Here is a 12,344-nt window from a genome sequence, read left to right on the forward strand (position 1 = left end):
TTACTTTCTCCATTTATGAGTTACTTGAGCCGCGTGAGCAGCTGAAACTTGTGCATTTCTGTTTTTCAGTGCGATGACGGCATCGACGGCGACAACGCCTTTTCCTTGCGGCAGAACCAGCAGCGGATTGATATCGACGGAGTCTATCTGCGAGGCATTGGCGACGGCGAAGTCACCCAAAGCGACAATTGCATCGACGAGACCCTCGATATCCGCCGGGGGCTTGCCCCTTACGCCGTGAAGGATTTTTTGTCCGCGTAGCTCCGCAAGCATGCTTTGGGCCTCAGCCTTGGAAACCGGTGCTTTGCGGAAACTCACGTCCTGCATAATCTCAATAAAAATTCCGCCAAGGCCGACCATCAGCATGGGGCCAAATACCGCGTCATTCTGAATCCCCAGAGAAAATTCCAGACCGTCAGAGATCATCGGTGAGACGAGAACGCCGTTGATACGGGCATTCGGTGCGTTTCTGCGTATATTCTCAATGATCCGATCATAGGCCAGTCCAACCTCTTCCGGATCTTCCAACGAGAGTTCAACGCCTCCGATATCAGATTTATGCGGTAAATCAGGACTAACGATTTTCATTGCGACAGGACCCCCGATTTGCGCGGCAGCCTCCATGGCGTCAGTCCGATTTGAGACGAGCGCTTCTTTCGGGATGGGGACGCCCGCATCAGAGATAATTTTCTTGGCGGTCGTTTCGTCCAGGATTATATCGCTCGACGGGTTGGAAAACGGCTCTATCGACGATACTTCCGCAGGATGTGACGTAAAAGATTGTCCAAAGAAGCGTAGAGCAGCGAGAGGACGCATTGGCTCGGACGCATCTTCAAATACTAAATAGCCCAACTTTTCGTACCCTTCCCGGATTTCGGGGGTAGGGGACAGGACCAAGGCAACAATTGCCTCCGGATTCTTCTCGCGGAAGCTTTTCAGAACCGCATAAATCTTTGGCTGGAGCGTCGGCGAGTTGTCGAGCCCGACCAGGTAGCAGGCAAGCATGTCGCAATTGCCGGACGTTGACACAATCTCCATCGATTTTTCGACGAGAGAAAAGTCGTTGAGGAGTTGCGCCGTTGTATCAATCGGATTGCGAACACTCGAAAAGGGCAGGAGTTCGCGAAGGTTGTCCTGGACTTCTTCGGGAAGGGCCGGGACCTTCAAACCGGCGCGGGACGCGGCGTCGGCCATTAATACCCCGAAGCCACCGGATATCGTGTAAACGCAAAGGTTCCCACCTTTTGGCAATGCGGGGGCGTACAAACAGGTATAGGCGACCTGCATGGCCTCCTCCACCGTCTCCGCGCGATAAGCGCCATATTGCTTTAGCACGGCGTCATATAGCGCATCTTCTCCGGCCAATGTTGCTGTGTGCGACGCCGCAGCTATCGCGCCGGCTTCAGAGGACCCGACCTTGACGATCACCACCGGTTTTCCGTTTTCTCGCGCTTTTTTTAGCGCGTTTGCCAGTTTGTTGCCGTCTCTGATACCCTCAAGATATCCCAAAATCACTTTGGTATCTGGATCGGTCGCCAGATACTCCAGACACTCCGAAAAATCGACGTCGCACTGATTACCAAAGGCAATCCAGTGATTTAGTCCTATGTTCCGCTGTTTGAGAAGAGACAGGACAAGGGAGGCAAATCCGCCGCTTTGTGTGATCACACTGAGTTCACCGACGGGCGGCAAATGTTCGGCGCCACCGGCGAAGGTCGCCCATGAGCCAATTTTGTTGTTACCGACGCCGATGCAATTTGGCCCGATAATCCGTATTCCGCCCTCGCGCGCCGTGGCAATGATCTCGTCCTGCAATGCAGTTCCGGCCTCCCCTTCTTCCGCAAATCCGGAACTCATAATGATACAGGCGTCTATGCCCTTTTTTATGCAGTCTTTGAGGGCGTCATTAACAATCGGGGCCGGGAGGGCGATGAGTGCGAGATCGATATCCTTTTCCACGTCCAGCAAAGACGAATAGGCCTTTATTCCCTGGATTTCAGGGCGACTGAGATTAATCGGATAGATCTCACCCGAATAATTGCGTTTGAGAAGGTCAATGGGCCTTCCGCCAATACGCTTCGGATCATTCGACGCCCCGATAACCGCAATTGATCTTGGGTTCAACAAATGATGTAGGGGCGTCATTTCTGCACCTGGAATACTGGAAGTGAAATGGAGTCTGAAACGGTTATAAACTGAACGGCAACGCGCTGGCCGATTGCGACCTCCTCAGGCGCCAGTCCCACGATGTTGGAGAGCATTCTCGGTCCTTCCTCCAGATCGATGAGGGCGACAATATACGGCACGTCATCCTTGAATTCATTGCCTGCCGGGCGACGCTGCACGGTATAGGAATAAATTGTGCCGTTGCCGGAAACCTCCTTGTAGCTGAGGTCTGTCAAATGACAGTGGGGGCATAGTGTGCGCGGGTAGTAATGGAATTTGCCGCAGCTAGAGCAGTGCGGGAGCTTCAACTTCCCCGACAATCCCGAGGCCCAGAAAGGCTCTGAGTCGGAATCTACAACCGGAATAGGCTTGTTGTATTCCATGATTATGCCCTCCCAAGGATACAGGTTGCGCCGCTCGACAAATATCCCCCGGTGCCATGAACCAGCGCCAGGCGGGCGTCATCGACCTGACGGGATCCGCACTCTCCGCGAAGTTGGCGAACGGCTTCTATTATCAGGAAAATGCCGAACATCCCCGGATGCATATTCGATAACCCGCCACCGCCTGTATTGATGGGAAATGCGCCGCCTGGGGCAATTCTTCCGTTTCTGACGAATTGCGCCGCCTCTCCGCGTTTGCAAACACCAATTGCTTCAAGCGTAAGCAAGACAGTGATGGTAAAGGAGTCATATAATTGCATAACGTCGATGTCGGTAAGGGATACCCCCGCCATTTCAATGGCGCGCCGGCTCGACATTTCGGCAGGTAGAAGCCGGCACAGATCCTCCATTTCTGAAACAAGCAGGCTGGCCTGTGCTTCGCCGAAACCAAGGACGTCGATCGGTTGCGATTTCAAGTCTTTCGCGCGCTCACTTGTCGTCACGATTACGGCGCCGGCTCCGTCCGTCACAAGGCAGCAATCTGCCGCGCGGAGCGGGTCGCAGATTTGCGGGCTGTTGAGGACGTCCTCTATCGTTAAATCGTCTCGTTTGAATGCCGCGTCATTGAGTTGTGCCCAACGTCGTGCGGAAACCGCGACTTCCGCCAAATCCTCGGGCCGGGCTCCGGTTTCATGCATATACCGCATTGTGGCGAGCGCATAGGTGCCGACCGGGTTGGCAAGACCATAAGGAACGTCATACTGGAAGTTAAGATCCGTTGGCCTGCCACCGAATGATCTCGCTCGGGCGCTGCGCTGGGCGCTGCCATAAACGATCAACGCAACCTCACACTGTCCGGATTGAATGGCGAGCGATGCATGACCTAACTGGGCCTCGAACACTGATCCGCCAATATTCGTACTGTCCATATAACGTGGCGTGATGCCCAAATATTCACCGACCGTCACGGGCATAAGTATTCCCGGCCCGTTCAATCCCCATACGCCGGAGGTCAGCAGCCCGTCGACATCTGACATTTTGAGCCCGGCATCATCAAGCGCGGCCAATGCGGCCTTCGCCTGTGCTTGCAGAACGTTTTCACCACCGGCAAACTTTCCGTTCTCGAGCGGCAAATCGGCGACACCAACAATTACTGGCGTGTTATTTTTCAATTTATTTCTCCAGATCCCGCATTTTCCACTCTATTAAGTCTTCTTGCGCCAGTTTGAGCGCCCGAAGCCTGAGAAACTAAATGGCTGCTTATTAAGAAAACTGCTGACCGACGATTTATGGTCGTCGGTTCCGACGCAGGCGCCCTGAGCAAAGGCCTCCAATTCGATCATTGCGGCCTGATCCGTGTGGAATGACCGGTTGAGCAGCACTTTTGATAATCCAATCGCGGTCATGGAGGCGCCTTGGAATTTTTGTGCAAGAGTCATCGCCGCGTCGTCAATCTCATCCTCCTCTACGATGTCGTAGACGATGCCATAGGATTTGGCTTCATCCGGTTTCAGGATGCAGGACGAAAAGACGATTTCTTTGGCACGTTGAAGCCCGACAATTCTTGGCAGCAGATAAAGCGCGGCTAGATCGGGGATTAGACCCATGCGCGCAAACACCGAGCAGAACCGCGCATTTGGCGTCGCCAGGATAAAATCAGCTGCCAGGCTCAGACTGAAACCGGCCCCGAACGCGGGACCATTGACGGCAGCAATAACCGGCATTTCCAAATTTACAAGATCGGAAAACCAAGTGTGGGCCTCAGCAATTCGATTGCGGATCATGGCCGTGGTTCTTGATATTGTCATTCCCTTGACATCACCGCCGGCCGAGAAGGCGTCACCCGCTCCTTTGATTATCAGCGCTCGCACATCCAGGTTTTTAGTATCAACCCCTTCGCGCAGCCGGCGTACTACGTCGGCAATTTCAACGCGGATATCATTATCGAGCGCATTTTTTACTTCCGGGCGGTTCAATGTGAGAACGGCTATTTTATCGGATATTTCAAACTGGATTGACGCGTATTTCATTTATAACCATCCCCTCATGCAAATTTTGCGAAGCCATTGTCCAGGACCATCGCGTCGCGTTCCCGTACCCATGCCCTGAACCGCGCCTCGTTATCCGAGCGCCAGATGTCCACAGAGATCGTTTCTCCTGGAAAGACGGGCTTCGTGAACCGGCATTCGAATTGCGACAGGCGGGAAGCATCATAATCGCAGCATGCCTTGACGACAGCATGTGCCGCCATACCCCAGCTGCATAAACCATGAAGGATCGGCGCTGGAAACCCGGCTTGCGCCGCAACGGCAGGATCTGCATGAAGGGGGTTTCTGTCGGCGTTCAACCGATAGTAAAGCGCGGATTGGGGAGTTGACGGCAAGCCGACAACTATATCCGGGGTGCGCTCTGGGGGCGTTTTCGGTTCGGCGGGTTTTCCCGGTTTTCCGCCGAATCCGCCATTTGCGCGACAGAATATAGTAGATGTCAGTTTGGCCAGGAGTTCGTTATTTTGATGATTAGCTATACTTCGCTCTATGACCACCAGTGCGCCGCGGCCTTCCCCTTTATCAATAACATCGACTATCTTGTCGCGGGCACGGATCGTGCCTTCCGCGGGGAGGGGGGAGAATATCGTAAGTCCCTGCTCACCGTGAACGACTTTTGTCCGATCAATGCCGGAGTTAGGATCCGCGGTTATTGGGGTGGAGGTGCCAAGGACGGCCGCCATGGTAGGAAAGCTGACCAGATTATTTTCATAGACATATTGAAGCTGATTAACGTCGGTAGGGATATAACCTAGTCCGATGCTCAAGGCATAGAAAATCGAATTGTCTTTAGTATAGGTCTGAATCACGTCCTCGAAAGGCCAGTTCAATAATGTTTCTTGATTAATCAATTTTCTTCATCCCGTTTATTAGTATTGTTGCTGGGCGGGGAGATTTATTGCGATGGCATTTCCAAAACGGCCTTCGCAAGAATGTTCCGCTGAATTTCATTGCTTCCGGCGTAAATTGTCCCGGGGCGGGAGAAAAAATAATACCCGAGCGGATCAATCGAGGCGTTGCCGAAATTGCTCGGCCCTAAATGAGGTCCTTGCTCGCCGGCCACCTCCAACATTAATTCCGTGACACGTTGATAGAGTTCGGATGATACTATTTTGAGGATCGACATTTCCGGTCCAAGAGAGCCGCCGTGTTTAAGCGCGTCTGCATATCGACGATAGGTTCCCACATGATCGTCAATATCCATCTTCAACTTTATGAAGTCATTGACGAATACGGGATCGTCAAAAAGACCCTTTTCCCTCGCAAGCTCCTTAAGGCTGCCAAACGCTATCATCGCAAATTTAGGGCTGCCAATTGTCAGGCGTTCGAAACCAAGCAGGGTTTTCGCCATCGTCCAGCCTTCGTTGATGTTACCGACAATGTTTTCCTTGGGAATTCGGACATCATCGAAAAACACTTCACAGAATTCTTCCTCACCACCCAAAGTCCGAATTGGCCGAACCGTAATTCCAGGCGTATCCATTCGGGCCAGAAGAAAACTGATGCCCTCCTGTTTTTTTGCAGTTGGGTCAGTGCGAACGAGCATGAATATATCTGTCGCGTCCTGAGCGACCGTAGTCCAGATTTTCTGTCCGTTGACGACCCAGTGGTCCCCGTCCAGTATCGCTTTTGTACGCAACGAGGCGAGATCGGATCCAGAACCAGGCTCGGAATAGCCCTGGCACCAGATGTCTTCGCAGGCCAGAATTCTTGGCAAATAATATTTCTTCTGGGCGTCTGATCCGAACCGGATAAGCAGCATGCCAATCATCACGATGCCCATATCGGGGGCCCTTGAAACACCAGCGGAATCGAAAATGTCATGGTAGGCTACCATCTTTTCGATATCGAGCCCCATGCCTCCGTGCTCAACCGGCCACGCCGGGGCGAGCCATCCTTTTTTCGAAAGTTTGAGCGTCCAGGGTTTGATTTCTTTCCATCTCACCCGACGACCTTGATACCTGAGGCTGGCCGGACATTCCTTTTCGATGAAATTTCGCAGCATGTCGCGAAATTCTTCGTCCGGCATTGCGTTGTAATCTACTTCGGTCATGATTTGCCCTCACTGGAAATGAACAATTTCGCATAACGAGCGCGATGGGCCCGTGCGTTTCCAAGAAAAGTCGCCAGAACGATAGTTCGGTGAACATATAGGCTGAGATCGTATTCATCGGTGTATCCGATCGCGCCATGGAACTGAATTCCCTGCTGGACGACGGATAGCCCGGCTTCGGAGCATCGCCATTTCGCCGCAGAAACAGTCATTGCACGGGCATTTGGGTCTGCTCCCGCCTCTATTGTCTCAACCGCCCGCCAAAGAGCCGTGCGCGCCAGTTCAATCTGAATATAGAGATCTACTGCCTTGTGTTGCAGGACCTGAAACGATCCGATTGACCGGCCGAACTGCTCGCGTTGCCGTAAATAGGTGAGGGACATATCCAGCACTTGCTGCATGTTTCCAAGCAACTCTGCACTTACCGCGACACGAGCGATATCTAATAGGTCGTCGAGCAGGGATGAGCCATGTTCTGGATCTGCAATAACAGACTCAGGGGGCACCGTCAGTCCGTCGAATGTCAGGTTTCCTTGGGACGTCCCGTCTGACAACGCTGCAGAATCAATTGAAACATGCGTCAGGTCGTCCAGAAAAAACAACAGGATGCCGTCTGAACTTCTGGCCGCGACGATATAGGCGTCCACACTATTAGCGAGGGGGACATATCGTGCGGTCCCGGAAATTTGCCAACCGCTGTCGCTGCGGACGGCGACGGGGCCGACATTGGTGGTATCAAGACCCGTGCTTTCCCCCAGCCATGCCAATGTAGCGGTCAGGTTTCCGGAGATTATTCCTGGCAATTTTTCTGTTCTAAGTCGGTCGTTATGGCCTAACGCGACCGCCCGTGCCGCCAGCAGGGCCGTGACGACCAGTGGTTCCCGAATTGAGGCCCGGCCGATTTCTTCATGTAATGCGGCGACTTCGCCAAGACACAGTCCTAATCCTGCGGCCTCTTCCGGAATCAACAACCCGGTCCATCCAAGCTCGGCCATCGACTTCCACCTGTCGCGAGAATATCCTTCAGATGCTTGTGAATTTTTTCTAATCGAATCTGGGGAAGCTTCTTTGCGGACGAAAAGTGCGACACTGTCCCGGAGTTGTCGTCGATCTTCGTTTTCAATTAATTTTTGATACAACCTATTCTCCCAAGCGGATTATCTCTTGCGGCCAATTTACAATTCTGCGGATGATATCGCAACAACATTTTGACTATCGAAATTAAATTTCATTATTATAGAACATAGTTTCATCGATATTGCGTAGGCCGCACAGAGTATTTTATGCGGTTCGATGATGTTGACTGTTCTTATCTATGCACATTAATGGGTTACGGAGTATCGTAAAAATGCTATATCAATTATTAAATCAAAATAATAAACTGCATAATGAAATTAGATTTTTCAATACAACCTGTTTGCTTTTTTTGCGGTGATCCCTTAAATCAGGTTAGTTATGCGTCCATGTTAATGGTGATTACGAAATTGGAGATTGAACTTGGCAAAGCCATTTAGAACAATGCTTGCTCTTCCGGGTCCTGCCGATGAAAAAATTGATAGGCAATTTATTACGGCGCTGGCCAGAGGGCTTGAAGTTCTGAGGGTGTTTGAGCCGGGTGAAAATTTCCTAGGAAATCAGGAAATAGCAGAACGGGCGAATTTACCCAAGCCAACGATTACGCGGATAACCCGGACGTTAACGATGCTCGGCTATCTGGAATATAACGGACGTTTGGAGAAATACTCGCTTGGTACCCCGGTACTTTCCCTTGGCTACGCCTGCCTGGCCAATCTTGGTGTGACACGTGCGGCCCGGCGGCATATGCAGGAGTTGGCGGATTTCGCCGGAGCTTCGGTAACCGTCGCAAGCCAAGACAGGCTGGACATGACCTATATCGAAATCGTTCATGGCGGTAGCGGCGGACATCTGCGGCTGGATGTCGGAGCCAGATTTCCTATTTGGCGCACAGCCATGGGAATGGCGTATTTGCATGCCTTGCCGCAAGACGAACGCGAATTCATGATTGAGCAGATAGAAAAGCAAATTCCCGAAGAAAGTGCAGACTTCCGCGATCGTCTTGATGACGCGTTTCAACAGTTGGATACTAAAGGTTATTATAGTACTTCTGGCATATTTGAGCGGGGGCTAAACGGGGCTGCGACGGCGATTGTGCTGCCAGATAGTGGTACTATCTACAGTATTACGATCCTCGGTCCGGCGTATCAGCTGCCACACGATCGCATCGATGAAGAAATCGGTTATCGCCTGGTTTCAACGGCACGGAATATCGAGTCGGAACTCCATAACCGTCCATTGGCAATTTAGCCCCTTCCGCAATAATCAGGCTTGACGCCCGCCTTGTGAAGACGGACGTCCAGTTCAAACAAACTCCGGATAGAAGGCTCCCCTGTTTTAGAGTAGCCCAGTTAATGCATATTGTTGGGAAGCCAAAGGGTCAGTGCGGGGAACAGCAGCAAAATTCCGATTGCAATTATATGCGTCAGAACATGCGGCAACACGCCAATAAAAATTTCTCTGAGCGGCAGGCCTGAATATTTCGACACAATAAAGCAGTTCAGTCCCATCGGCGGCGTCACCATGCCGAGCTCTGCTGAAATGATGACGATAACACCAAACCAAACCAGGTCAAACCCCAGCGCGTGAACGAGAGGCGCTGCGATAGGGACGGTAAGCACCAATATGGCCAATTGGTCCATAACGCAGCCAAGGACAATATACAACAGAACTAATCCAAGGATCACCATCCATGGTTCAACGTCCAGCGTGCCAATAAAGGTTACGACATGCTGGGTTACGTTGGTAACCGCAAAAAACGTTGAAAAAATGTGAGCGCCTAAAACGATAACAGCAATCATGCAGGATGTCTTTACCGATCGGGAAATCACATCAAACGTCTCAGTTAACGTCCTTTTCTTTCGGGTAAAATAGAATACACCGGCGACAAATGCGCCAAAGGCTGACGCTTCTGTCGGTGTTGCGACGCCAAGATAGATCACGACTGTCACAGCAACAAACAAAACCAGCATCGGTCCAACCAAACGGGTGAGTTTGATTTTCTCCATAAAGGAAACTTTTATCGGAATGGGGGCTCGTTTGGGATCCTGTATCGCGAGAAACATCGTAGTGACAATGATTGTGGTCATGACAACAATGCCGGGTATAACACCAGCGATAAGTAGCTGACCGACATTAACATCAGCGATTAGACCATAGATAACCATTGCCACACTGGGCGGAATAAGCATTGCCAAAGTGCCGGAAATCGCGACTACGCCGGCGGCCATTCTGGGTTCATACCCTCGTTCAATCATCGCCTTCAGAGAGGTCGATGACAAGGTGGCGGCAGACGCTGTTGAAGAACCGCAAATTGCTCCGAAAGCGGCGCCTGCAAAAGCCGTAGCGATCCCTAAGCCGCCTGGCAGTCGACCACACCAGGCAGATGCCGCAGTATATAAATCATCGGCGATGCCTGAGCGCAATACGAACTCCGCCATCAATAGAAACATTGGAATGACAACAAACATATAAACGGCGGCAGAATCATGCGGCGTTGACGAAAATATGGCTATTACAGCCGTCATACCGCCAACCATATACAAACCTAGCGCCCCGCTGATTGTCATTGCAAAACCAACGGGAGTTCCAAAAGCGAGCAGTGTAAATAACAGCACAATAACGATAAAAGGAATCATGTTGATTGCTCACCATCAAAAATAACTTCCGGGTCATTTCCTTTAGTTATCAACGCAATGACGTGGAGGGTAAGCCTGATAATAAGCACACAGGTCCCCACAAATATAGGAACATATGATAGCCACACAGGCCAAGATATTATCCCTTCATAATGTTGATTTTGCACGAAAGTCTCAAAGATGCTTTTCCAGTTTGCGTAGGCGATCAATCCAAATGCAATAATCGATAGTAAGACCCAAGTAATATCAGCAATGAGACGCACGTTTTTGCTCATTCCAAAGCGGAAGAGATCTATCGATATATGCACGCCATCACGGAAAGTTGCTGATATTGCAAAATAAAAGCAAATTACAATCAGGTAATAAGTCGTAAGGTTATAAGCCCATGAAAGAGGAGAATTGAAAACATACCGGAGCAATGTATCCGCGCTAATAACCACAACCATGATTGCAACGCTGATACATGCAATTACCAGTAAGATCTGCTCTGAAATTTTAGTAATCCGGTTTAACATATCTCTATATGTCCTAAGGTAGGCTTGAAGCCGGGTTGAGCTAACCATTCTTATTCATATTGCTTCCAAATTGTGCCAAAGAGTAAACCAACTAATGAACAACGTTTGGATTAGGTGAGTTTACACACAGTTTAGTGCGCCATGGCCCTTATTCTTTTAGAGCCATGGCACAACTTCGATAGCTAGTGCTCAGTTTCCTGAAGCTTTATAGGCTTCAAGCGTTTCCTTGCCCTTGCGGCCGGCGTCCTCCATTTTCTTTACCCAAATATCCCAAACTCCAGAAACGCGGTCCTGCCAAATTTTTTGCTGCTCTTCGGTCAGGGTGACAACATTCATGCCCTCATCGATAACACGCTGACGGCTCTCGGTGTCGCGACGATCCTGATATTCACATAGAAAGCTTTGCGCCTTAGCGCCTTCTTCGGTGAATATATTTTTTGTTTCATCAGAAAGCGAGTTCCAGGCTTTGTCACTGATCACCCAAAGAATAATACCGGAACCAAGCTGACTGCCTTCAACCACGTGATCGAATAGTTCGTTAAGTTTATATCCAAACAAACCACTGTAAGGATATAAAGCTCCGTCGATTACTCCTCGTGTCAAAGCGTCGTATGTTTCAGGTGACGAAACTTTAATAGGTACAGCGCCAAGTGAGCGTGCGGTGTTGCTCATACCTTCACCATTGGCACGCAGCTTCAGGCCCTTTACGTCATCAATCGTTTCAATGGCCTTGTCGGTCGTGAAAATATTGTACGGTGGTAAACCACCCGCAAAAATCACTCTAAATCCTTGGACTTTATATTCGGCGTTGTCTAAAATACCGCCAGGTTTTGCGACGCCCCACATTTTTTCGGTAGACTCGCATGAAGAAGAAAACATACCTGGCAGCTCTGCAACTGAGCTTAGTGGAAATTTATCTGCATGATATGATGTTGAAATCATAGCCGCATCTGCTAATCCTGCCTTCAACGCCGCAATATTATTGCCTAGTTGCCCGGCTGGATAGAGTTCCCATTGTATTTTCCCGTCCGTGCGTTCTGTGACAGCATCGGCAAATACTTTACCTCCGTTTTCCCACAGATAGTGATTTGCCGGGAATAGCCAGGCGACTTTTAGTGTTTTGGCTTCTTCCGCCATCGCCTGATAAGCGTTGGCGGCCGTTAGTGTGAAAGCGGCAAGAGCAACGGTCGCTAATTTTAAGCGCATATGCATTTTATATTCTCCCCCTGTTTGTATTAATTGCTGGCGATGTTAATTGCGTCTGACTGATTTGATACCGCTGAAAGCAGTTCTTGTCCTTCATCAATCTCTCGATTTCGCAAATTCTCAATAATTCATGAAGATCTAAAACATATTTTCATAACAGTAGTCCGTCAAGCAAAATTATAAACCGCACTGCAAAATTAATAATTGACTATGGCCGATTTCTCATCTTAGCTTGTCGTGCAACTTTGGGGTTGAGGGTT

General features: G+C 50.2%; 11 protein-coding genes. 1 reads left to right on the top strand and 10 read right to left on the bottom strand.

The annotated features are described in order from the left end of the window. Genes GQF03_RS10690 through GQF03_RS10720 form a run of 7 tightly spaced genes read right to left on the bottom strand, consistent with a single transcriptional unit; the run spans position 1 to position 7,789 of the window. Positions 1-2,145, bottom strand: coding sequence for an acetate--CoA ligase family protein (locus GQF03_RS10690; protein ID WP_161339256.1), 2,145 nt, complete (start codon positions 2,143-2,145; stop codon positions 1-3). Further along, entirely contained in the window at positions 2,142-2,549 is a 408-nt protein-coding gene (locus GQF03_RS10695; RefSeq protein WP_161339257.1) for a Zn-ribbon domain-containing OB-fold protein, read from the bottom strand. The genes GQF03_RS10690 and GQF03_RS10695 overlap by 4 nt, the downstream gene beginning before the upstream one ends. Before the next feature lie 2 nt (positions 2,550-2,551). Beyond that, positions 2,552-3,721 (bottom strand): acetyl-CoA acetyltransferase, encoded by a 1,170-nt coding sequence (locus tag GQF03_RS10700; protein WP_161339258.1) that lies wholly within the window; start codon positions 3,719-3,721, stop codon positions 2,552-2,554. A 33-nt stretch (positions 3,722-3,754) separates the two neighbouring features. After that, positions 3,755-4,579 carry an enoyl-CoA hydratase/isomerase family protein gene (locus tag GQF03_RS10705; RefSeq protein WP_161339259.1) on the bottom strand — a complete coding sequence of 275 codons (825 nt, stop codon included), beginning with the start codon at positions 4,577-4,579 and terminating at the stop codon, positions 3,755-3,757. A gap of 14 nt (positions 4,580-4,593) precedes the next feature. After that, positions 4,594-5,448, bottom strand: coding sequence for a MaoC family dehydratase (locus GQF03_RS10710; RefSeq protein ID WP_161339260.1), 855 nt, complete (start codon positions 5,446-5,448; stop codon positions 4,594-4,596). A gap of 44 nt (positions 5,449-5,492) precedes the next feature. After that, entirely contained in the window at positions 5,493-6,650 is a 1,158-nt protein-coding gene (locus GQF03_RS10715; RefSeq protein ID WP_161339261.1) for an acyl-CoA dehydrogenase family protein, read from the bottom strand. Beyond that, the gene (locus tag GQF03_RS10720) at positions 6,647-7,789 is read right to left on the bottom strand and encodes an acyl-CoA dehydrogenase family protein (protein WP_161339262.1); all 1,143 of its coding nucleotides are present in this window, start codon (positions 7,787-7,789) and stop codon (positions 6,647-6,649) included. Before GQF03_RS10720 ends, GQF03_RS10715 begins: the two co-directional genes overlap by 4 nt. A 358-nt stretch (positions 7,790-8,147) precedes the next feature. Between GQF03_RS10720 and GQF03_RS10725 the strand changes: the two genes are divergently transcribed. Next, positions 8,148-8,975: an IclR family transcriptional regulator gene (locus tag GQF03_RS10725; RefSeq protein WP_161339263.1), complete on the top strand. Its 828-nt coding sequence runs from the start codon at positions 8,148-8,150 to the stop codon at positions 8,973-8,975. Positions 8,976-9,076: 101 nt separating this feature from the next. Here the strand turns inward: GQF03_RS10725 and GQF03_RS10730 are convergent, their stop codons facing one another. From GQF03_RS10730 to GQF03_RS10740, 3 genes are all read right to left on the bottom strand, one after another. Next, positions 9,077-10,363, bottom strand: coding sequence for a TRAP transporter large permease (locus GQF03_RS10730; RefSeq protein WP_161339264.1), 1,287 nt, complete (start codon positions 10,361-10,363; stop codon positions 9,077-9,079). Beyond that, on the bottom strand, positions 10,360-10,878 hold the full coding sequence (locus GQF03_RS10735; RefSeq protein ID WP_161339265.1) for a TRAP transporter small permease: 519 nt from the start codon (positions 10,876-10,878) through the stop codon (positions 10,360-10,362). The genes GQF03_RS10730 and GQF03_RS10735 overlap by 4 nt, the downstream gene beginning before the upstream one ends. A 189-nt stretch (positions 10,879-11,067) precedes the next feature. Beyond that, entirely contained in the window at positions 11,068-12,090 is a 1,023-nt protein-coding gene (locus tag GQF03_RS10740; RefSeq protein ID WP_161339266.1) for a TRAP transporter substrate-binding protein, read from the bottom strand. Positions 12,091-12,344 lie beyond the last annotated feature (254 nt).

It is taken from the genome of Sneathiella chungangensis (genome assembly GCF_009882935.1).
Taxonomy (GTDB): Bacteria; Pseudomonadota; Alphaproteobacteria; order Sneathiellales; family Sneathiellaceae; genus Sneathiella; species Sneathiella chungangensis.